Source organism: Caballeronia sp. LZ032, assembly GCF_031451315.1.
Classification (GTDB): Bacteria; Pseudomonadota; Gammaproteobacteria; order Burkholderiales; family Burkholderiaceae; genus Caballeronia.
The window spans coordinates 2,273,883-2,294,532 of sequence record NZ_JARUXP010000001.1 but is presented as its reverse complement, the minus strand read 5'-3'; the positions used below and the strand labels follow the sequence as shown (position 1 = coordinate 2,294,532).

19 protein-coding genes and 1 pseudogene are annotated in these 20,650 nt (G+C 65.2%); 13 read left to right on the top strand and 7 right to left on the bottom strand.

Features of this window, described 5'->3' with window-relative positions; genetic code table 11:
* The coding region (locus tag QCE69_RS10765) for a citrate/2-methylcitrate synthase (protein WP_309930645.1) at positions 1 to 381 on the bottom strand (381 nt) is incomplete at its 3' end.
* A gap of 20 nt (positions 382 to 401) precedes the next feature.
* Positions 402 to 1,298 (bottom strand): methylisocitrate lyase, encoded by an 897-nt coding sequence (gene prpB, locus QCE69_RS10760; protein WP_309930644.1) that lies wholly within the window; start codon positions 1,296 to 1,298, stop codon positions 402 to 404.
* Positions 1,299 to 1,486: 188 nt separating this feature from the next.
* On the opposite strand from prpB, the gene prpR reads away from it, so the two are divergent.
* From prpR to QCE69_RS10730, 6 genes are all read left to right on the top strand, one after another.
* Complete coding sequence (gene prpR, locus QCE69_RS10755; protein ID WP_309930643.1) at positions 1,487 to 3,433, top strand: propionate catabolism operon regulatory protein PrpR; 1,947 nt, start codon at positions 1,487 to 1,489, stop codon at positions 3,431 to 3,433.
* A gap of 146 nt (positions 3,434 to 3,579) precedes the next feature.
* Positions 3,580 to 4,587 carry an ABC transporter substrate-binding protein gene (locus QCE69_RS10750; protein WP_309930641.1) on the top strand — a complete coding sequence of 336 codons (1,008 nt, stop codon included), beginning with the start codon at positions 3,580 to 3,582 and terminating at the stop codon, positions 4,585 to 4,587.
* Between the two features lie 31 nt (positions 4,588 to 4,618).
* Entirely contained in the window at positions 4,619 to 5,608 is a 990-nt protein-coding gene (locus QCE69_RS10745) for a quinone oxidoreductase (RefSeq protein WP_309917845.1), read from the top strand.
* A gap of 82 nt (positions 5,609 to 5,690) precedes the next feature.
* Complete coding sequence (locus tag QCE69_RS10740; protein WP_309930639.1) at positions 5,691 to 6,998, top strand: MFS transporter; 1,308 nt, start codon at positions 5,691 to 5,693, stop codon at positions 6,996 to 6,998.
* Positions 6,995 to 7,672, top strand: a complete 678-nt coding sequence (locus tag QCE69_RS10735; protein WP_309812846.1) for a response regulator transcription factor — start codon at positions 6,995 to 6,997, stop codon at positions 7,670 to 7,672. The genes QCE69_RS10740 and QCE69_RS10735 overlap by 4 nt, the downstream gene beginning before the upstream one ends.
* A complete protein-coding gene (locus QCE69_RS10730) occupies positions 7,653 to 9,020 on the top strand; it encodes a sensor histidine kinase (protein ID WP_309930637.1) in 1,368 nt (455 codons plus the stop codon). The genes QCE69_RS10735 and QCE69_RS10730 overlap by 20 nt, the downstream gene beginning before the upstream one ends.
* Here the strand turns inward: QCE69_RS10730 and QCE69_RS10725 are convergent.
* Entirely contained in the window at positions 8,998 to 9,927 is a 930-nt protein-coding gene (locus QCE69_RS10725) for a LysR substrate-binding domain-containing protein (protein ID WP_309930636.1), read from the bottom strand. The genes QCE69_RS10730 and QCE69_RS10725 overlap by 23 nt on opposite strands.
* Before the next feature lie 142 nt (positions 9,928 to 10,069).
* Here QCE69_RS10725 and QCE69_RS10720 point away from each other — a divergent pair, with 142 nt between their 5' ends.
* On the top strand, positions 10,070 to 10,465 hold the full coding sequence (locus QCE69_RS10720) for a RidA family protein (RefSeq protein ID WP_309917836.1): 396 nt from the start codon (positions 10,070 to 10,072) through the stop codon (positions 10,463 to 10,465).
* Here QCE69_RS10720 and QCE69_RS10715 read toward each other — a convergent pair.
* Positions 10,462 to 10,617 (bottom strand): annotated as a pseudogene (locus QCE69_RS10715) (LysR family transcriptional regulator); the annotation flags it as partial. The gene QCE69_RS10720 and the pseudogene QCE69_RS10715 sit on opposite strands and share 4 nt — an antisense overlap.
* A 249-nt stretch (positions 10,618 to 10,866) precedes the next feature.
* On the opposite strand from QCE69_RS10715, the gene QCE69_RS10710 reads away from it, so the two are divergent.
* Positions 10,867 to 11,022: a cupin domain-containing protein gene (locus tag QCE69_RS10710; RefSeq protein WP_409021179.1), complete on the top strand. Its 156-nt coding sequence runs from the start codon at positions 10,867 to 10,869 to the stop codon at positions 11,020 to 11,022.
* A 15-nt stretch (positions 11,023 to 11,037) separates the two neighbouring features.
* Here the strand turns inward: QCE69_RS10710 and QCE69_RS10705 are convergent, their stop codons facing one another.
* The gene (locus QCE69_RS10705) at positions 11,038 to 11,943 is read right to left on the bottom strand and encodes an NAD(P)/FAD-dependent oxidoreductase (protein WP_309930634.1); all 906 of its coding nucleotides are present in this window, start codon (positions 11,941 to 11,943) and stop codon (positions 11,038 to 11,040) included.
* A 93-nt stretch (positions 11,944 to 12,036) separates the two neighbouring features.
* Between QCE69_RS10705 and QCE69_RS10700 the strand changes: the two genes are divergently transcribed.
* The 3 genes from QCE69_RS10700 to QCE69_RS10690 all read left to right on the top strand — a co-directional run bounded on the left by QCE69_RS10700 (position 12,037) and on the right by QCE69_RS10690 (position 15,756).
* Positions 12,037 to 12,483 (top strand): Rrf2 family transcriptional regulator, encoded by a 447-nt coding sequence (locus QCE69_RS10700; protein WP_309917829.1) that lies wholly within the window; start codon positions 12,037 to 12,039, stop codon positions 12,481 to 12,483.
* A gap of 203 nt (positions 12,484 to 12,686) precedes the next feature.
* A complete protein-coding gene (locus QCE69_RS10695) occupies positions 12,687 to 14,201 on the top strand; it encodes a CotH kinase family protein (protein WP_309917826.1) in 1,515 nt (504 codons plus the stop codon).
* Positions 14,202 to 14,403: 202 nt separating this feature from the next.
* Positions 14,404 to 15,756: an MFS transporter gene (locus QCE69_RS10690; RefSeq protein WP_309917823.1), complete on the top strand. Its 1,353-nt coding sequence runs from the start codon at positions 14,404 to 14,406 to the stop codon at positions 15,754 to 15,756.
* 41 nt (positions 15,757 to 15,797) lie between these two features.
* On the opposite strand, the gene QCE69_RS10685 is transcribed toward QCE69_RS10690, so the two are convergent.
* A complete protein-coding gene (locus tag QCE69_RS10685) occupies positions 15,798 to 16,862 on the bottom strand; it encodes an Ldh family oxidoreductase (protein WP_309930633.1) in 1,065 nt (354 codons plus the stop codon).
* Between the two features lie 184 nt (positions 16,863 to 17,046).
* Between QCE69_RS10685 and QCE69_RS10680 the strand changes: the two genes are divergently transcribed.
* On the top strand, positions 17,047 to 18,042 hold the full coding sequence (locus tag QCE69_RS10680) for a LysR family transcriptional regulator (protein WP_309930632.1): 996 nt from the start codon (positions 17,047 to 17,049) through the stop codon (positions 18,040 to 18,042).
* Here QCE69_RS10680 and QCE69_RS10675 read toward each other — a convergent pair.
* Complete coding sequence (locus QCE69_RS10675; RefSeq protein WP_409021178.1) at positions 18,008 to 18,901, bottom strand: LysR family transcriptional regulator; 894 nt, start codon at positions 18,899 to 18,901, stop codon at positions 18,008 to 18,010. The genes QCE69_RS10680 and QCE69_RS10675 overlap by 35 nt on opposite strands.
* 153 nt (positions 18,902 to 19,054) lie before the next feature.
* Between QCE69_RS10675 and QCE69_RS10670 the strand changes: the two genes are divergently transcribed.
* Positions 19,055 to 20,629, top strand: a complete 1,575-nt coding sequence (locus tag QCE69_RS10670; protein WP_309930629.1) for an altronate dehydratase family protein — start codon at positions 19,055 to 19,057, stop codon at positions 20,627 to 20,629.
* Positions 20,630 to 20,650 lie beyond the last annotated feature (21 nt).

Sequence of the window (20,650 nt, the reverse complement as noted above, 5' to 3'; positions counted from 1 at the left end):
GTTGTGATCGTCCTTCTCGGGCAGGATCGTGCCGAGCACGGAGACGCCGGTGCGCATGACGTCCATCGGATGCGCCGAAGCGGGAATCCATTCGAGCGCGGCCTTGAGGTTCGCGGGCAGGCCGCGCATGGCCTTGAGCTTGGTCTTGTAAGCCTTGAGTTCAGCGGCGTTCGGCAACTTGCCGTGCACGAGCAGATAGGCGATCTCTTCGAACTCGGACGTGTTGGCGAGATCGAGAATGTCGTAGCCGCGATAGTGCAGATCGTTGCCAGTGCGGCCGACCGTGCACAACGCGGTATTGCCCGCCGTCACGCCGGACAGCGCAACGGACTTCTTCGGCTTGAAACCGCCCGTGGCGGTGCTGTTGTCTGCTTCGCTCATGTGTTCGTCTCCTGGGTGCGTTATTTCTGGGCGGAAAACAGCTGGTCGAGCTTGTCTTCGTAGGCGTGATAGCCGAGGTACTTGTACAGGTCCGCGCGCGATTGCATGGTGTCGACGGCGGCCTTCTGCGTGCCGTCGCGCCGCACGGTTTCATAAAAGTTCAGCGCCGCCGCGTTCATCGCGCGATATGCGCCGCAGCAGTACAGCGCGATATCGACATTCGCGTCCTTCAGTTCATCGACGGTGAAGAAGGGCGTCGAACCGAACTCGGTCAGGTTCGCGAGGATCGGCACCTGCACCGCCGCCTTGAAGCGCCGGTAGTCGTCGAGCGTCTTCATCGCCTCCGGGAAAATCATGTCCGCGCCGGCTTCGACATAAGCGACCGCGCGCTCGATCGCGGCATCGATGCCTTCGACAGCCGCCGCATCCGTGCGCGCCATGATGACGAAGGAGGCGTCGGTGCGGGCATCGACGGCCGCCTTGACGCGATCCACCATCTCGCCCTTCGAGACGACTTCCTTGCCCGGACGATGGCCGCAGCGCTTCTGTCCGACCTGATCCTCCATGTGCACGGCCGCCACACCGGCCTTGATGAACGAGCGGACCGTGCGCGCGATGTTGAACGCGCCGCCCCAGCCCGTATCGATATCGACCATCAGCGGCAGCGACGATGCATCCGTGATGCGCCGCGCGTCGGTCAGCACGTCTTCCATGGTGCTGATGCCGAGATCCGGCATGCCGAGCGAGTTCGCGGCGACGCCGCCGCCCGACAGATACAGCGCCTTGAAGCCGACGGCCTCGGCCATCTTCGCCGCATAGGCGGTAATGGCGCCGACGACCTGCAAGGGGGATTCGTCCTGGACGGCCTGGCGGAAGCGCGCGCCGGCAGTCTGTTCGAGTGGCGAAGTTGAATTCAAGTTGATGTCTCCTTGGAAGGCTCCGATCGTTTGCAAAATCCCTGCCATGTGGGGCGGGCGGTGTAAGCCGTTGATTTGCCTGAACTTGGCTGCCTGCCTCGCACGCTCGATGATTTCAGGAATGAAATTCGTGTTTCGGAATGGGAACGCGTGGGTTAGGCTAAGGGTTTCAGAAGAAACAGCCCAACATGAAACCCGAAACCGCCTCACGCCCCCGCATCTGGGCGGTCGGCATCAGCCGGCTGCGCGACCTGTTCATGGACGTCGGCGAGGAATACGCCGACCGCGCCGATCTCGACGCCATCCCGCTCGGCTACGAAGACGCCGTCACGCGCATCGAGTCCGAAACCGGCGAGCGGCCCGATGTCATCGTCGCGGGCGGTTCGAACGGCGCGTATCTGAAGACGCGCGTGTCGGTGCCGGTGGTGATCGTCAGCCCGACCGGCTTCGACGTGATGCAGGCGCTCGCCAAGGCGCGCCGCGAGGACGCCCGCATGGCGCTCGTCACGCACGGCGAGACGCCGCCGGAGATTCGCCGCTTTCTCGCCGCGTATGCCATCGACGTGGCCTGCGAGTCGTATCGCTCGGCGCAGGACGCGGAGCATCTCGTGCTCGATCTGCGCGACCGCGGTATCGACGTGGTCGTGGGCCCGGGCCTCGTGACCGATCTCGCCGCCCGTGCCGGCATGCAGTCGGTGTTTCTCTATTCGCGCACGTCGGTTGCCTCGGCGCTGGAGACCGCGCTGGAAGTCGCGCAGGCGATGCGTCGCGAAGCCGGGCGGCGCGCGCGGCTCGACAACCTGCTGCAACATCTGCGCGACGGCGTCGTGGCGGTCGATGCCGAGGGCCGCATCGAAGCGATCAATCGCCGCCTGCTCGATGCGCTCGGCCTGCCCGATGCCGCCCGCGTCGCCGGCCGTGCGCTGCTCGACGTGGCGCCGGCGCTCGACGGCATCCTGCCCGCGGACGGCGAGGATGTCGTCGGCCATGTGCGCGGCGTCAGCTACGCGATCCATCGCGGGCCGCTCGGCGCGGACGGCGCCACCGGCGGCACGCTGTTCACGTTCCAGGAATCGCGCGCCGTCGAGCGGCTGGACCGGACCCTGCGCGCGCGGCAGGGCGCACAGGAATTCGTCGCACGCTACCGGCTGGAGGCGATCGTCGGCGAGTCGGACGTCATGCAGCGGGTGAAGACGCTGGTGCGCAAGTACGCCACGTCCGACGCCACGCTGCTGATCCTCGGCGAAAGCGGCACCGGCAAGGAAATGGTCGCGCAGAGCATGCATCAGATGAGCCGCCGCAAGGACTTTCCGTTCGTCGCGATCAACTGCGGCGCGTTTCCGGAAGCCTTGCTGGAAAGCGAACTGTTCGGTTATGAGGAAGGCGCGTTCACCGGCGCGCGCAAGGGCGGCCGGGCGGGGCTGATCGAAGCGGCGCATCGCGGCACGCTGTTTCTCGATGAAATCGGCGAGATGCCGTCGTCGCTGCAAAGCCGGCTGCTGCGCGTGTTGCAGGAACGGGAAGTCGTGCGGCTCGGCTCGACCGAACCGACGCGCGTGGATATCCGCGTGATCGCCGCGACGCATCGGCCGCTGGCGCAGGCCGTGCAGGACGGCTCGTTCCGCGCCGATCTGTTTTACCGCATCAACATCCTGAGCATCGCGTTGCCGCCGCTGCGCGCGCGACCCGGCGATATCGCGCCGCTTGCCGTCGAACTGCTCGCGCAGGCAGCAAGCCGCGATGAAACGCTCGGCAGGCGGCTGCCGGATCGCGATGCGGTCGGCAAGGCGCTTGCGCCCTTGCAGGCGGCGCTGGGCGCCTATCGCTGGCCGGGCAACGTGCGCGAACTGCAGAACGTGATCGAACGTGTCGCCGTGGAGATGGCGCATCTGCCGGGGCGGAGCGGGCGCGAGCCGAAGCTGTCGCTGGACGATTTCGCGGCCTTCGCGCCCGAAGTCTTCGATACGGCGCAGGACGCGGACGCCAACCGCGGTCTGCGCCAGATGAGCCGCACGGCGGAGGCGGATCAGGTTCGCGCCACGCTGAACGAATACGGCGGCGATCGCGATGCGGCGTGCCGGGCGCTCGGCATCAGCAAGACCACGCTGTGGCGCAAGCTGAACGACAAACGCTGACGGGCAGCGCTGACTGGAGTCGGGAAACTACGGAGAAAACGCCTGCCCGGCGGAAAGCTTTCAGAAGGGCACGGTTTCTTATACTTCCTGACATTGCAGGCGATTGTTTCAACAAGCGCCTTGAAGCTGTTCAGGAGACTTTCTCAATGCCGTTCCGAGCACGATTGCTCGTCCGCTGGCTGGTCTGCGTTGCCTTGGCAAGCGCGCTGTGCGCGGCGCAGGCGGCGCGCGCGGAGCCCATCCGGCTGATGACGGGCGGCGTCGCCAAGCTGATCTATCTGCCGGTCATGCTCGCCGACCAGCTCGGCTACTTCCGTCGCGAAGGACTCGACGTGCGCGTGCTGTCGTCGCCGGCGGGCATCGACACGTCCACCGAACTCGTCGCCGGCGCCATTCAGGGCGCGGTCGGTTTCTACGACCATACGATCGGTCTGCAAAGCCGTGGCATGGACGTGCAGTCGGTGATCGTGCTGGGGCGCTCGGCGGGCCTGATCGAACTGACGCGCAGCGCGAGCGCCATGCGCACCATGGCCGATGCCAGAGGCCGCAAGCTTGGCGTGACCGGTTTCGGCTCATCGACTGATTTCCTCACGCGCTATCTGGCGGCCCGCGCGGGCGTGCCGGCCGGCGCCTATACCGTGGTGCCGCTCGCGACCGAAGCGGCGTTCGAGCGGGCGCTCGTGTCGGGTGAAGTCGATGCCGCCATGACCGAGGAACCCACCGCCACGCGTCTTCTGTCGCGCGGCGTGGCGCGGCCGCTGGTGGACTTGCGCAGCATCGCCGACTCGCGCGCGCAACTGGGCGGTTCCTACGTGGGCGCGTGTCTCTACATGCGCCGCGAATGGATCGACGCCCATCCGGATGAAACGGCGCGTCTGGTGCGCGCGATGCTGGCCGCGCTGCGCTTCATCCAGACGCGCAGTGAGCAGGACATCGCGGCCGCGATGCCGGCGGCGCTGAAGGGCGACAACCCGGTCATCTACCGGCAGGCGCTGGCGGTCATGAAACCGGCTTTCTCGACCGACGGACGCATGCCCGCCGACGCCCCCGCGACCGTGCTCGCGATCCTGGCCGAAGCCGATGCCGAAGTATCGGCGCGGCACGTCGATCTCGCGCGCACGTGGACCGACCGCTTCGTCGCTGCCGCGCAGTAACGCGATTCCACATCACAACGGAGACACGCTCATGCGAGCGATTCAGATTCACGAGTACGGCGGTCCGGAGGTCCTGAGCCGCGTCGAGATCGAGGTGCCGAAGCCGGGGCCGGGCGAGGTTCTGGTGCGCGTCGTCGCGGCGGGCATCAACTTCATGGATGTCCATACGCGCCAGGGCAAGTATCGTGATTCGCGCACCTATCCCGTGCGCCTGCCGTGCACGCTCGGCATGGAAGGCGCGGGCGAGGTGGTGGAATGCGGCGCGGGCGTCACGTCGTGCCGTCCGGGCGACCGGGTGGCGTGGTGCATCGCGTGGGGCGCGTATGCGGACTACGCGGTGATTCCGGCGGCACGTCTTGCGCGCCTGCCGGACGGCATCGCCTACGACGTGGCCGCCGCCGCGATCTTCCAGGGTTCCACGGCGCACTATCTGCTCGACGATGTCGCGCAACTTCAAGCCGGCATGACCTGCCTCGTACATGCGGCGTCGGGCGGCATCGGACAGTTGCTCGTGCAACTGGCGAAGCGGCGCGGCGTGCAGGTGTTCGCGACGACCAGCACCGCCGACAAGGCCGCCATCGCCCGCGAGCGCGGCGCCGATCACGTGCTGCTCTACGAGCACGGCGGCTTTGCGGACCGGGTGCGCGAACTGACCGATGGACGCGGCGTCGACGTGGTGTTCGATGCCGTCGGCAGGACGACCTTGCGCGACAGCTTCCGCGCGACGCGCGTGCGCGGGCTGGTGGTGAACTACGGTTCGGTGACAGGCCCGATGCGCGATCTCGATCCGTATGAACTCGGCGAAGCGGGTTCGCTGTTCCTGACGCGCCCGCGACTCGCCGACCATCTCGCCGATGCCGCGACTGTGCAGCGCCGCGCCGACGATGTCTTCGCCGCCATCCAGCAAGGCGCGCTGCGTGTGGAGATCAACGGCCGCTACACGCTGGACGACGTCGAACTGGCGCATGCGGCGCTCGAAGAGCGGCGTCAGTCCGGCAAGGCCGTGATGGCGATCGCCTAGGCTTCAACTTTTCCCAATTCATCCGGCGACGCTCAAGCGTCGCCGGTGCCCCAACTCGTCCTTTCGCTATCCGAGGATGCTGATGAAAACCGATATTCCGAATCGCTCCGAATCGCCGTTCCGCTCCGTCTTTCGCGTGGTCAGCGGCAATTTCCTGGAGATGTACGACTTCACCGTCTACGCGTATTACGCGAGCGCCATCGCGCATACCTTCTTTCCGGCCGAGAACGAATTCGTCTCGCTGCTGCTCGCGCTGTCGGTGTTCGGCGCGGGCTTCGTGATGCGCCCGATCGGCGCGCTCGTGCTCGGCGCCTATGTGGACCGGCACGGACGCCGCAAGGGGCTGATCCTGTCGCTCTCGCTGATGGCGGTCGGCACCGCGTGCGTGGCGCTCGTGCCGGGTTATGCGGCCATCGGCATCGCGGCGCCGGTGGTCGTGCTGTTGGGGCGCCTGCTGCAAGGTTTCTCGGCGGGCGTGGAGCTGGGCGGCGTCTCGGTCTATCTCGCCGAGATCGCGACGCCCGGCCGGCGCGGCTTCTTTTGCTCGTGGCAGTCGGGCAGCCAGCAGGTCGCGGTGATCTTCGCGGCATCGCTGGGCGTGCTGCTCAACCAGACCCTGCCGCCCGCCGACGTCAACGCCTGGGGCTGGCGCATCCCGTTCCTGATCGGCTGCCTGATCGTGCCGTTCCTGTTCCTGATCCGCCGCACGCTGCGCGAGACCGATGAGTTCGCGGCCCGCAAGCATCATCCGTCGATGAGCGAGATCATGAAGTCGATGGTGCAGAACGCCGGCTTGATTCTCGGCGGCATGGGGCTCGTCATCATGACCACGGCATCGTTCTATCTGATCACCACCTACACGCCGACCTTCGGCAAGAACGTGCTGCATCTGTCGTCGATGGATTCGCTCATCGTGACCGTCTGCGTGGGTCTCTCGAACCTCATCTGGCTGCCGGTGTCGGGCGCGGTGTCGGACCGTTTCGGACGCCGTCCCATCCTCCTGCTCTTCACCGTGCTGACCATCCTCACGGCCTATCCGGCGATGCAATGGCTGGTCGCGGCGCCTTCGTTCGAGCGGCTGCTGGCGGTGGAACTGTGGCTCTCGGTGCTCTATGCGTGGTACAACGGTGCGATGGTGGTCGCGCTCACCGAGCTGATGCCGGCGCACGTGCGCACGACCGGTTTCTCGATGGCCTATAGCCTCGCCACGCTGGTGGGCGGCTTTACGCCGGCCATCTCGACCTCGCTGATTCACTTCACCGGCGACAAGGCCGCGCCCGGCGCGTGGATGGCCGTGGCGGCCGTGTGCGGCGCGGTGGCGACGCTGGTGCTGTACCGCTCGCGCGAGGCCCGCAACGGCTACAGGTGGCACGGCGTGACCGAGCAATGAAACTGCTGCTGATCGAAGACAATCATCAACTGGCGCACTGGCTCGCGAGAACCCTGACCGACGAGGGCTTTCTCGTCGAGCACGCGCCGGACGGCGAAGCGGCCGAGGCGTCGCTCGCCGGCACGCGCTACGACGTCGTGCTGCTGGACCTCAACCTGCCGGGGATGTCGGGCAAGGCGGTGCTGCGGCGCATGCGCGACGGCGCCAACGACACGCCCGTGCTGGTGCTGACGGCCACGGGCGATATCGGCGAGAAGGTCATCTGCCTGAGCGACGGCGCGGATGATTACGTCGTCAAGCCCTTCGATGACCGCGAACTGGTCGCGCGCATCAAGGCACTGGCGCGGCGTCACGCGCCGGTGCGCTCGAACCGCCTGCGCTGCGGCACGCTGCTGTACGACATGGACCGCCGCCAGTTCTTCGTCGACGACGACGCGCTCTCCCTCACGCCGCGCGAGCACGCGGTGCTCGAAGCGCTGATCCTGCAGGCCGGGCGCACGGTATCGAAGGCGGTGCTGGCGGAAGCGGTGGACGACCGCGATGCGCCGCCGAGCGGCGATGCCATCGAAATCTATATCTCGCGGCTCAGGAAGAAGATCGAGAAGAGCACGGCGGCGATCATCACGCTGCGCGGGCTCGGCTATCTGCTGGAACATGAAGAGCCGCACGCGTAGCCTGCGCACGCGGCTGCTGCTCTGGCTCATCGTGCCGATGACGGCCTTCGGCCTGATCGCGGCCTGGATCACGCATGCCAACGCGCGCCGCACCGCCGACCTGCTGCAGGACGCGGCGCTGCTGGCCGCCGCCCGCGTGCTCGCCGCCGATGTGCGCTGGAGCGGCGACGACCTGGTGGCGTCGGTGTCGCCGAGCACGATCCAGATCGTCGGCACGCCGGAGGGCGATCAGGTGTTCTATCGCGTGCAGATTGCAGGCGGCGCGGTGATCGCGGGCACGTCCGATTTTCCGGGCCTGCCGCTCGCCGGCCTGCCGCAGTGGTACGACGCGCGCGTATCCGGACTGCCGGTGCGCGCGGTGTCGCTGACGCGGCCGATGTTCGACGCGGGACGCACCGTCGAGGTGGTCGTCTCCGTGGGACGCACGCAGGCGGCGCGCGACGCGCTCGTCGCCTCGCTGTGGAAGCCGCAGCTCGCCTATATCCTCGGCAGCATCGCCGTGGCGATGGCGCTGATCTGCGCGGGTCTCGCGCTGGAACTGAGGCCGCTGGAACGGCTCGCCGCCGCGCTCACCGCGCGTCCCCGGCAGGGCCGCAACCGCATCGACGCCACCGATCTGCACGCCGAGTTGCAGCCGCTGGTCGCAGCCTTCAACGCGTCGCTCGATGTCATCGAGCAGCAGAGCGCGACGCAGCGGCGCTTCATCGCCGACGCCGCGCATCAGATTCGCACGCCGCTCACGCTGCTCGGCTCGCAGCTTCAGTACGCGCGCCGTCAGCACAATCTCGACGAAGTGCGCGAGACGCTCGCGGCCATGCATCACAGCAATCGCGCGATGGTCGCGCTGATCAATCAGTTGCTGATGCTGGCGCAGGCCGAGTCGGCCGATTACACGCGGTTCGAGCGAGAGTCCGTCGACCTGAAGGACGTGATCGCGCGCGCGGTGGAGAAGCTGGCGCTGGCGGCGAGCCGTCGCGACATAGAACTGGCCGTGTCCTTCGAGGACGCCGCGCTCGTCGTCAGAGGCAGCGAGCCGTTGCTGTCGGCGGCGCTTTCCAATCTTGTCGATAACGCGATCCGCTATTCGCCCGACGGCACGCGCGTCACGGTCGAAGCGCGGCGCGTGGACGATGCGGTGTTTGTATGCGTCCTCGACGAAGGTCCGGGCATTCCGGCGGAACTGCGCGAGCGGGTGTTCGAGCCGTTTTTCCGGGCGTCGGAGGAAGAGGGCAGCGGACTCGGACTCGCCATCGCGCGGGAGATCGTGCGGGCGCATGGCGGGATGATCGAGATCGGTGAAGCTGCGCCGAAGCGGGGCGCGAAGTTCACGGTGATCCTGCGGGGGTGACGGCAAGCGGCGGCGGGCCGCCGTCCGCCACGGACTGCCCCTTCAGCCAGTCGAGCACGGCCTGCGCGCTCGCGGACAGCGTCCGTTCGCTGGAGACGGCCAGATGGTACGTATGGCCGTCGATGCCCGGTCCGAACGGCTGATGCAGATGGCCGGAAGCCAGTTCTTCCGCAACCAGCGCCTGGCTGACCAGCGCGATGCCCTGACCGGCCACGGCTGCCTGAATCGCGTGGCCTTCGTCCGAGAAGCGCAACTCGCCCGCCGATTTCGACACCGCCAGACCCGCCTCGGCAAACCAGCGCTCCCAGGTGGGATTGCGCGGATCGGAGCGATGCCAGTCGAAGCAGATCAGCGGCCAGCGCGCGAGATCATCGACTGAACGCACGCCGAGACGCGGATTGGCCACCGGCGCGAACCAGTCCGCGAACAGCGCTTCGGTGATGAGGCCCGGATAGGGGCCGCGTCCGTAACGAATCGCGATGTCGATGGCGGTCGAGCGCAGATCCACGGGTTCATCCGAAGCCTGCAATTGCAGGTCGATGCCCGGCAGGCTGTCGCGAAACCGCGTCATGCGCGGGACGAGCCATTTCACGGTGAACGCGTTCGTCGCCGAGATGACCACGCGCGGCCGCTGACGCAGCTGCGTCAGCCGGGCGAGCGCCGCCTGGAAAGCGTCGAAACCGTCGCGCAAGACCGGATAAAGCTGCGCGCCCGCATCGGTCAGCGTCACCCGGCGCACCTGACGGCTGAACAGCGACGCGCCGATCTGCTGCTCCAGGCCCCGGATCTGATGACTGATGGCCGTCGGCGTGACGGCGAGTTCGTCGGCGGCGGCCTTGAAGCTGCCGAGGCGAGCGGCGGCTTCGAACGCGCGAAGCGCTGAGAGCGGCAGGGAATGTCGGTGCATGGGCGCTTCGGTAGGCTCGGGATAGATGAGATCGGCTCATCTTACAGCTGACTATTCGTCCTTTGTCAGGCGTGTATCGCATGAGTATCGTCTTCTTGTCGGCGACACTTCCGCCGCCGATATACATGAAAGGAACTCAATCATGCGCGAACGCGTCATCACCCGTCCCGATCCCTATGAGCCCTTCCTGCTGTCGCAGGGCATCAAGGCCAACGGCTGGCTGTTCATCTCCGGCCAGGCCGGCGCGGACGAGGACGGGCAGATCGTGACGGGCGGCTTCATGGCGCAGGGCGAACAGGCCTTCGCCAACTTGCGGCGCGCGCTCGAAGCCGGCGGTGCGAGCCTGCATGATGTGGTCAAGGTGACGATCTTCGTGACCGACATGGGACACTTCGAAGACGTCGTCGCGCTGCGCCGCAAGTTTTTTTCGGCGCCTTATCCCGCCGATACCATCGCCGAGATCCGCGCGCTCTACACGCCCGAGGCGATGATCGAGATCGAGGCGATCGCCGTGGTGCCCGGCGCGGAAGACCGCTAAGCGCCTCCGTCGTCCTGAAACGTGCGTGCCATGAAGTCGACGAACGCGCGAATCCGCGTCGACATCTGGTGACGTTGCAGGTAGACCGCGTAGATATCGGCGTTGGGCGTTTCGTAGTCGGTCAGCACGGGCACGAGGCGGCCACCGCGCAAGTCACCGAAGCGGTCTGCGCACTGCTTCAGAAAGTCGCGGCCGCGGCCTGACAATCTTATTTCGAGCGCCGGCTCCGCGAGGGCACGGCGCCGCCTCGTCCGGAGGAGACACATGCAGAACGACATCGAAGCGCGCGTATCGCGCAAGCTGATGTGGCGCATCATTCCGCTCGTCATGCTGCTGTATTTCGTGAGCTTTCTCGACCGCGTGAACCGTTCAAGGAGCACGAAGGCGAGGAGTTTCTCTTCGTGCATCGCGGCAAGATTGAAATGGAGTTCGCCACGCACAAGGTCGAGCTCGCGACGGGCGACTCCATCTACTTCAATGCACAGATTCCGCACCGGATTCGCTCGGTGGGTGCGGCGGTGGCCGAAGTGCTGCTGATCGTGGCAACCGATCTTTGATGGTCCGCCTGCGGCCTACAACCCGAAGATGAGCGATCGATGCGCGGCGACGCCCGCCGTCACGCCGGCGGCCGAGGCGAACGTTGCGTTGGCCCACTCCGTCGCTGCATCGCCTGCGGCGAAGACGCCCGGGACGCTCGTCTGCTTGCCGTCGTCGACGACGAGGAACGGCCCGAGCGCGCCGTCCTTGAGCGCGCATCCGAGTTGCTGCGCGAGCGGGCTTGCCTGGTGCGTCCGGGGCGCCACGAAGAGCGCATCGATGCCGACGACGCGACCATCGGCGAGACGCACTCCGGTCATCTCCGGCGCATTGCCCAGCACCTCGACGACGCGCGACGGTTCTATCCGCACATGACGAGCTTCGAGCAATGCAGTTTCGTCGGCTGTCGGTTCGACGATGCCTTGCGTGAACCATGTCGTCGGTCCCCAGTCGGGAACCAGCATCGCCTGATGGAATGAAAGCGGGTGCGTCGCCAGCACGCCCAGCTGCTTGTCCGCGACTTCGTAGCCATGGCAATACGGACAATGCAGCACCGAATGTCCCCAGCGTGCTTCGAGTCCCGGCAGGGCAGGCAGGTCATCGCGCATGCCGGTAGCCAGAATCAGGCGGTCCGCGCTCGACGAAGTTCCATCCGCACACGTCACCACGAAACGTCCGGCTTCGTGTTCGGCAGTGAGCGCTTCGGTGATCGCGACTCGCGCAGTCGGGTAGGCCAGCAATTGTGACCTTGCGTCGCGGATGATATCGGCCGGCGTCTTGCCATCCTGTCCGAAGAAGCCGTGCGAATGCGGCGCGAAGCGGTTGCGCGGCCGCCCTCCGTCCAGCACCAGCACGCGCCGTCTGGCACGCGCCAGCTGCATCGCCGCCGAGAGTCCCGCAAAGCTCCCGCCGATCACGATCACATCGAAGTGCGTTTCCATCTGATGTCCTCTCAAGTAACTTCACGAGTTTCATGATAGCCGCATGCTACACTTTCATGCAACTTCAAAAGTTTCGTGAGATGATCGTCCGACATGAGAACCGATAGCCGCCTGTCACGCGTCCTGCATGCATTGATTCACCTGAAGCAGGCGGATGGACCATTGACCTCCGAAGCACTCGGCGAAATGCTCGGCACGAATGCGGTGGTGGTCAGACGCTTGTTCGGCGGGCTGCGGGACAGCGGTCTGGTTGCTTCGGAGAAGGGGCATGGCGGAGGGTGGGCGCTGGCGCAACCGCTCGAAAAGATCACGCTGCTGGATGTTTACCGGGCGGTGGGCGAGCCGCCTCTGTTCTCCGATCTGGTCTCCGAAGATCATCCGGAATGTCTCGTCGAACAGGCCGTGAATGCGCATCTCTCGGCCACCCTGCGCGACGCCGAAGCGGTCATGCTGGCGCGCTTCGAAAAGCTCACGCTTGCGGCGCTGATGCGCGGCGTCAGGCTTCCGGTGTCACGCGGGAGGGCTTCTGGCAAGCGCTGATAACTTCTTCGGTTCGTAACTTTTCCCGCATCGCGAACGGCAATGCTATTGCTCGGTAAATGACGATTCAAATGTAATAGTTCAGTAACCTTCCAGTAACACTCCGAACGTTTCCCTATAGTCATCAAACTGTCATCAACGCGCTATTGAGGCGATCTTTCGTCATCTCATAGCTTTGAATAACAAGGACGGTTTGGAGAATCATGCTGGAAATGTTACCGGGCACACAGACCAAAACGCGCAAGCCTCTGTCGTCGTCGACGCTTGCATCCATGCTCTTGTCGGTTCTTCTCGTTGCCTGCGGGGGCGGAGGCGGCAGCGATGGTTCATCGACTCCTGCAACCAGCGCAAGCGGATCACCGACGAGCTCAGCGAGTGCAACGCCGGAAGCGTCGGCACCTGCTCAAGGCGGCAGCACTGCGCCGGATGACAATCCGCAGGCGAACGACTCCGGATCGTCGACACCGCCTGCCGATAGCGGTACGACTCCAGGCGCAGGCACTGATACCGGCGCTTCAACCCCGGCCACGTCGGACAACGGCGCGTCCACGCCGGTCGTCATCGGCAACATCCTGCTGCCTGCCAAGGTAAGCATCACGACAGACGGCGCCGCACCCATCGCCGACAAAGTGAACTATGTCGGCGCGACGATCAGCATCGCGCAAACCGACAGCAACTATGTCTATTCAGGGCGGGCCTCCATTCGCGGACGCGGCCATAGCACCTGGGACATGCCGAAGAAGCCGTACAAGATCAAGCTCGACGAGAAGGCCGGCTTGCTCGGCTTGCCCAAGGACAAGAACTGGGTCCTGCTGGCGAACTACTCCGACAAGACCTTGTTGCGCAATCGCGCGGCCTTCGAGCTGGGCAAGCGGCTCGGCATGGACTGGACACCGCGTGATCTGCCTGTCGAAGTGACGTTGAACGGCGAATACCTGGGTGTCTACGATCTGGTTGAATCGGTCCGCGTGGACAAGAACCGCGTCAATATCGCTGACACCGATAACACCGTTGCTCCGGAGAATACCGGCTTCATTCTGGAGATCAACGAGCGTCTGGATGGCGATTCGTGCTGGACCACGACGCATGGTGTGCCGCTCTGTATCGATACGCCGTCGCCTGCGTCGGATGCACAGGCGGCCTACATCAGGCAATACGTGCAGGCCGCCGAGGATGCGCTGTTCTCGGATTCCGCCACGGATGCCGCTTCCGGCTATGAAAAGTACTTCGACGTCACCGCGCTGATCAACTGGTATCTCGTCAATGAGCTGTTCAAGAACCAGGATGCGCAAGGTTATGCGAGCATTTATCTCTACAAGGATGTCGGCGGCAAGTTGAAATTTGGTCCGCTTTGGGATTTCGACATCGGCGCCGGCAACGTCAACTATTCGGGCGCGCAGTATCCGCTTGGATGGTGGATCGCGGACAACAAGTGGATCTCGCGCATGAAGAGTGTGGATCCCACCTTCGAGACGCGCGTGCGGGCCAAATGGGTGGCAGCGAAGGCCGCGCAGATCGATACCTTGCCTGCGTATTTCGATACCAGCGCGGCGGCGCTCGTATCGAGCGGAGGCGAGGCGCGCAACTTCCAGCGCTGGCCCATTCTCGACCAGTCGGTGTGGCCGAATCCGGTCGTGACCGGCTCTTATCAAGGCGAGATCGACTATGTGAAGAACTGGCTCCAGCAACGCACGACCTGGCTGGACGAGAATCTCTGATCCTGCATTGGGACCCGGGCGCCAGGCGCGCTCGGGTTTGCCCCTAGTTCGCGATAAACAAATGGAATTGCTTCGCGAGGAATATTGATTGGATTTCTAACGGTCGCGGACCTATTGTGCGTCAGTCCAATGCCGCAATGCGCGCGTGCGGATCGATAAAACGGCCTCGCCGATTAGAACAAAACATCCAGGAGACTTTCCCATGGAGCAATCCTCCACGGCGCCGCGCGTGCCGGAGTCGGACGCCGGCGGCGTCCAGAACCTCGCTTCCAGCGATCAGGCCTCACCCCGGATCAAGCGCATCCAGCGTACCGCGCTGGCCCTGCTGCTTTTGAGCGGCGTCATCAATTACATCGACCGCGCCACCCTGTCCATCGCCAATCCGCTGATTCGCCAGGATTTGGGATTGTCCGTCGCTGAGATGGGCTTGCTGCTGTCCGCTTTTCTGTGGGCCTATGCGTTTGCACAATTGCCGGCCGGCGCACTGGTCGATCGCTTCGGCGCGCGCGTCATGCTCGCCGTCAGTCTCGCGACGTGGTCGGTGGCGCAGGCGTTCGGCGGCGTCGTGACCAGCTTCAGCCAGTTCTTCGCTGCGCGCATGGTGCTCGGCGTCGGCGAGGCGCCGCAGTTTCCGACGAGCGCCAAGGTCGTGCGCGACTGGTTCGGCAAGAAGGAACGCGGCGCGGCCACCGGCATCTGGAACAGTTCATCGACGCTCGGCACCGCGATCTCCGCGCCGCTCCTCACCGTGGTCATGCTGACCGTGGGATGGCGCTGGATGTTTGGCATCATGGGGATCGCCGGTTTGGTCGTGGCGCTGTGCTTCTATCTCGTGCATCGCGATCCGCGGCAAGTGGACCTGACCCACAGCGAGCGCGCTTATCTGACCGACGTCGAAGGAGAAGCCCAGACGCGTCCGACCTGGAGCGACTGGCGTCGCCTGTTCGAGTTCGGCACGACGTGGGGCATGTTGCTGGGGTTCTTCGGCACGATCTACGTGCTGTGGCTCTATAACGCGTGGCTGCCGACTTACCTGCAAATGGAGTTTCACCTGACCATCTCCAAGTCCGGATGGATCGCGGCGGTGCCCTATCTGTTCGGCGTGGTGGGCAGCCTTTCCGGCGGGAAGATCTGCGACGTGCTTGCGCGCCGGGGCGTATCCGCGATCAACAGCCGCAAGTATCCGATGGCGGCCTCGCTGGCCGGCGTCGCGGTGTTCACGGTCCTGACCGGTCTCACGCACAGCGCAACCATGGCCGTCATCTTCATCTCGATCTCGATGTTGCTGCTGTACGTATCGAGCAGCGCGGCCTGGGCGACGGCATCGGTGGCGGCGCCCGCCAACTGCACCGCGTCCATCGGCGCCATGCAGAACTTCGGCGGCTACTTCGGCGGTGCGCTGGCGCCGGTGATCACGGGCTTTATCGTGCAGCAGTCGCACTCGTTCCAGCCCGCGTTGTTCGTGGGCGCAGGCGTGGCGGCGGTTGCCGTCATCGGCTACTGGCTGCTGGTGCGTGGCCCCATTCCTCCGGCTGCGCTCAGCCGGGACGCATAACCTCAGTGCAACAAGCGAGAGCCCTGGGCTCTCGCTTGCCTTCATCCAGCCAGGACTTCGGGAAGCCGGATGTCGTAGCGCTGCGCACAGGCGACAAGTGCCGGTGCGATGGTCGGATGCAATGCCACCCCGTCGCGCAGTTGCTCGCGCTTGAGCGCGAGTCCACGATCACCCGGCATGCGCACGCTCGACGTGCCGGGACGCGGCGGGTTATCGCGGCACGCTTCGCCGAGCCAGTCCATCTGCCGTGCGAATGCGGCGGGGCCGCCGAACGCCGCCGGATCATAAAGCGACAGGAAGACGGTGGCGCCCCAGCCATCGGCGGGATCGGCCCGGCCGTGACCTGCAAGACCGCCCGTCAGCGCCTCGATCAATAGCGCCAGCCCGAAGCCCTTGTGTCCGTACGTCATGCCGCCGACCGGAAGAATGGAGCCCGGCGGATCGGCTGACAGCACGCCGGGATCGCCGCTCGGATTTCCCTCTGCATCGAGAAAACAGGCTTCCTCGAAGACTTGCCCGGCCTTGTGCTGGCGCGCGGTCATCCCGTTCGTCACGGTCGATGCCGAGATGTCGATCAGGAACGGCGTGCCCGACGTGGGGATGCCCGCTGCGATCGGATTGGGCGTGAAGACCGAGCGCGTGCCGCCGTGAGGCGCCACGCTCTGCACGGCGGGATCCGAACTGCCGAGCACGATCAGGAAGCCTTCGGCCGTGGCCTTCTCCAGATAACTGGCCAGGCACGCGATATGGTGACTGCGCCGGATCACCAGCGTCGCGCTGCCATGCTCGCGCGCCTTCGGCACCAGCGCATCGATGCCGCTCAACACCAGCCAGGGGCCGGGAAGACGGCGGCCATCCCATAGCAGGCTTGCGCCACGCTCCGAGATGACTTCGGGTTCGCCGGAGCAGGTCATCGTGCCACGCTCGATTTCGCCGATATAACCCGGCAGCAAGGCGAGGCCATGTGTGTCGTGTCCCATCAGGTCGCCGTCCAGCAGCGTATGCGCGACCGCCTGCGCCTTGACCTCTTCCATGCCGGCCTTGACCAGCAGACGCCGCGCGAAGTCCTGCAATGCATCGGCGCGATATCGGACTCGTGCATTCATCGTGATTGTGTCCGTAAAAGTGATTGGTGTGATTGGGGCGATTGTTCGGAGACTGCCGCTTGCCTGATTGCGGGAAGCCGGTCTGATTGTCCTTTGGGCTTTCGATAAAGGTCCAATCGCGAATTGCGTAAAATCAATTCCATCTGGTTATGAGTCGGCGTTTCCCTTTCTAGGTCTTACCCTTATGCCGCAAGATTCCACGCTGTCCGCTGCGCAAGTGCTGCCCAAGCTGCGCTTCAGGCATCTCCAGTTGCTGGAGCTGCTTGGACGCACGCGCAACCTGCGCATCGCGGCCGAGCAGATGCATGTTACCCAGCCGGCCGCCACCAAGATCCTGAGCGACCTGGAAGCGCTATTCGGCGCGCCGCTGTTCGAGCGGCTGCCGCGCGAGATGCGGCCCACGGACCTCGGTCTGCTCTCGGTGCGCTATGCCACCACGACGCTGTCCAATCTCGGCAAGTTCTCGAACGAGTTCGCGACGTTAAAGAACGGCGGGTATGGTCATCTCACGGTGGGCTTCATTCCGGCGTCCGCGGCCCAACTCGTGACGGCCGCGATCAAGGAGCTTCAGCGCAGGCGGCCGAGACTCATCATCAGGCTGGTCGAGCAGAGCAGCGATCAACTCGCCACCTGGCTCGAAGAAAGGCGGCTCGACGTCATGATCGGGCGGCCCACCGAGCCGCGCCATCAGGCGCTATTCCATGTGGTCGATCTGCTGGCCGAGCCGGCGCGCGTGGTGGTCGGGCGGCATCATCCGTTGCTGAAGCGGCGGCGCATGGAGATTGCCGATCTGGGCGAATGGCCGTGGATCCTGTACCCGCAGGGCACCGCCATGCGGCTGCTGTTCGAAGAGACGTTCGCGGCAACGGGCTTGCTGCCGCCGGTGGGCATCGTGGAGACGCCGTCGATCTTCACGACGCTGGAACTGCTGCAGGCCACCGACATGATCTCCCTGCAACCCCAGGCGGCGATGGATAAATACGTGAAGCACGGGCTGCTCGGCTATCTCGACGTGCCGATACGGCGGACGATGTCGAACTACAGTGTGCTGACGCGGAAGGAAGACACCATTTCGCAGGCGGCGGAGGAATTCGTGGCCATCGTGCTGGGCATCGCGGCGCAATGCCAGCCGGAGGCTCGTTCGCTCAGTCTCGCGCCCCCTCCCTCAGCAGCTCGATAAGGCGCGCGGCAATCGGCGAAAGCACGCTGCCGCGCCGCGTGACAATCCCGAAGGTCTGCGACGGCGAACGCAGCGCGATCGGCAGGATGCTCAGCATCTTGTGGCGCGCGAACATTTCGGCGATATCGGTGGGCAAGAGCGAAGCGAGATCGCGTCCCTGATTGAGCAGCGCGACCGTCACGAACGTGGAGGCGGTCGAGACCGTATTCGGCGGCATGTCGATGCCGGCCAGATCCATCTCGCGCTCCAGCAGTTCGCGCAGCGGCATCTTGCTCGGATAGGTCACCCATCGGCAATGCGCGAGGTCGTGCATGTCGAGCGGCTTGCGCGAACGCGGCGCCGAGCGATAACCCACCACCACGGACAAGGGCTCGTCGGCGAGCTTCACATAGCGGTACTTCGCCGGTTGGGCGCTGACCGCCGAGCGCCCGATGACCAGGTCGAGCCGCCCTTCGTCGAGCTGGGTCAACATGCGCGCGCTCGTGTCCTCGACGATTTCAATGGTTACGTCCGGCCGTTCCGCGTGCAGCGCATCGAGCGCCGGCACGACGTGCGCGGGTATCGCGCCCATGATCGCGCCGATGGACAGCCGTCCGCCGCGCCCCGCCTTGATATCCGTGAGGTCGTGGCACAACTGCGTCAGGTCCGTCGTCAGCAGCCTGGCATAGTCGATGACGCGCCGCCCGTAAGCGTTCGGGATCATGCCGGAGGCGGAGCGTTCGAAGAGCGCGGCATCGAGCATGGTTTCGAGTTCATGCAGGGCCTTGCTGGCTGCGGATTGCGTGATCGACATCACGACGGCCGCCTTGTGCAGCGACTTGTGTTCGTCGAGCGCGATCAAGAGTTGCAGTTGCTTCATGCGCAACCTCGACAGCAGCATTTGGACGGTCTTCATCGGCGAGTAGAAAAAGTGATCGGGGGATGGAAACAATTCAATATACAGGGGCCGAAGGGCGCCCGTATATTGAGCCCCGGAGACAATCACCAGAGACCCGCCAGACGGGCCAGTTCAATGCACGATACCCACGCATCTTCCGGCGGCGTCATCACTGAAGCCGCTGCACGCCCCCTTGTCATCCGCCTGCATCGTGACGACGACGTCGTCATTGCACGGGAACAGCTCATCGGCGGCACCCGTCTTCCTGCCGAGAACATCGTCGTATCCGGACTGATTCCGCCGGGCCACAAGGTGGCGACGCGCAGCATCGCTGCGGGCGAAGCGGTCAAGCGCTATGGCCAGATCATCGGCTTCGCGAGCCGCGCGATCGAGGCGGGCGAGCACGTTCATATCCATAACCTCGCGATGGGCGAGTTCGATCGCGATTACGCGTTCTGCGTCGATGCCCGTCCTACGCCTCGCGCCGCCGAACCCGCGACCTTCGACGGCATCGTGCGCGCCGATGGCCGCATCGCCACGCGCAACTACATCGGCATCTTGACCTCGGTGAACTGCTCCGCCACCGTGGCGCGGGCTATCGCGGATCACTTCCGCCGCGACACGCATCCCGATGCGCTTGCCGCCTTCCCGAATGTCGACGGCGTCGTGGCGCTCACGCACGGCGTGGGCTGCGCGGTGGACCCGGAAGGGGAAGGGCTCGCGCTCCTGCAGCGCACGCTCGGCGGCTATGCGGTGCATCCGAACTTGGCGGGCGTGCTCGTGATCGGGCTGGGCTGCGAGACGAACCAGATTGCGCGCCTCCTGGAGACGCAAGGGCTCGAGGAAGCGCCTTCGTTGCAGACCTTCAACATCCAGGAGACGGGCGGCACGGCGAAGACGATCGCGCACGGCATCGAACGCGTGCAGGCGATGCTCGCGGCGGCGAATCGCGTGGAGCGTCAGCCGGTGCCGGCGTCGCATCTGGTCGTCGGGCTGCAATGCGGCGGCTCGGATGGTTACTCGGGCATTTCAGGCAATCCGGCGCTGGGCGCGGCAGTCGATCTGCTGGTGGCGAACGGCGGCACGGCGATCCTGTCGGAGACGCCCGAGATCTACGGCGCGGAACATCTTCTGACGCGCCGCGCGGTGAGTCGCGCAGTGGGAGAAAAGCTCGTCGCACGGATTCACTGGTGGGAAGACTACTGCGCGCGCAACCGCGCGGCGATGAACAACAATCCTTCGGCGGGCAACAAGGCCGGCGGCCTGACGACGGTGCTCGAAAAGTCCCTCGGCGGCATTGCGAAGGCGGGCGAATCGAATCTCGTCGAAGTGTATGAATACGCCGAACGCGTTGCTGCAAAAGGCCTCGTGTTCATGGATACGCCCGGCTACGACCCGATCTCCGCGACGGGACAGGTAGCGGGCGGCGCCAACCTGATCTGCTTCACGACGGGACGCGGTTCGGCCTACGGCTGCGCACCGACGCCTTCACTCAAGATCGCCACCAACGACGCGCTGTGGAACCGCCAGGCGGAGGACATCGACCTGAACTGCGGTCCCATTCTGAGCGGCGAGAAGAGCATCGAACAGATGGGCGCCGAGCTTTTCCAGATGATGCTCGACGCTGCCTCCGGCAAGCGCACGCGCAGCGAGATTCACGGCTACGGGCAGAACGAATTCGTGCCCTGGCAGATCGGCGCGATCACGTAAGCGCATTTCACTTCACTCTTA

Bases quoted from the DNA above. Each gene is read 5' to 3' on its own strand.
- QCE69_RS10750 (WP_309930641.1), top strand. From the start codon at position 3,580: ATGCCGTTCCGAGCACGATTGCTCGTCCGCTGGCTGGTCTGCGTTGCC.
- QCE69_RS10670 (WP_309930629.1), top strand. From the start codon at position 19,055: ATGCACGATACCCACGCATCTTCCGGCGGCGTCATCACTGAAGCCGCT.
- QCE69_RS10740 (WP_309930639.1), top strand. From the start codon at position 5,691: ATGAAAACCGATATTCCGAATCGCTCCGAATCGCCGTTCCGCTCCGTC.
- QCE69_RS10720 (WP_309917836.1), top strand. From the start codon at position 10,070: ATGCGCGAACGCGTCATCACCCGTCCCGATCCCTATGAGCCCTTCCTG.
- prpR (WP_309930643.1), top strand. From the start codon at position 1,487: ATGAAACCCGAAACCGCCTCACGCCCCCGCATCTGGGCGGTCGGCATC.
- QCE69_RS10680 (WP_309930632.1), top strand. From the start codon at position 17,047: ATGCCGCAAGATTCCACGCTGTCCGCTGCGCAAGTGCTGCCCAAGCTG.
- QCE69_RS10745 (WP_309917845.1), top strand. From the start codon at position 4,619: ATGCGAGCGATTCAGATTCACGAGTACGGCGGTCCGGAGGTCCTGAGC.
- QCE69_RS10695 (WP_309917826.1), top strand. From the start codon at position 12,687: ATGCTGGAAATGTTACCGGGCACACAGACCAAAACGCGCAAGCCTCTG.
- QCE69_RS10690 (WP_309917823.1), top strand. From the start codon at position 14,404: ATGGAGCAATCCTCCACGGCGCCGCGCGTGCCGGAGTCGGACGCCGGC.
- QCE69_RS10730 (WP_309930637.1), top strand. From the start codon at position 7,653: ATGAAGAGCCGCACGCGTAGCCTGCGCACGCGGCTGCTGCTCTGGCTC.
- QCE69_RS10705 (WP_309930634.1), bottom strand. From the start codon at position 11,943: ATGGAAACGCACTTCGATGTGATCGTGATCGGCGGGAGCTTTGCGGGA.
- QCE69_RS10685 (WP_309930633.1), bottom strand. From the start codon at position 16,862: ATGAATGCACGAGTCCGATATCGCGCCGATGCATTGCAGGACTTCGCG.
- QCE69_RS10675 (WP_409021178.1), bottom strand. From the start codon at position 18,901: ATGAAGCAACTGCAACTCTTGATCGCGCTCGACGAACACAAGTCGCTG.
- QCE69_RS10725 (WP_309930636.1), bottom strand. From the start codon at position 9,927: ATGCACCGACATTCCCTGCCGCTCTCAGCGCTTCGCGCGTTCGAAGCC.
- QCE69_RS10700 (WP_309917829.1), top strand. From the start codon at position 12,037: ATGAGAACCGATAGCCGCCTGTCACGCGTCCTGCATGCATTGATTCAC.
- QCE69_RS10735 (WP_309812846.1), top strand. From the start codon at position 6,995: ATGAAACTGCTGCTGATCGAAGACAATCATCAACTGGCGCACTGGCTC.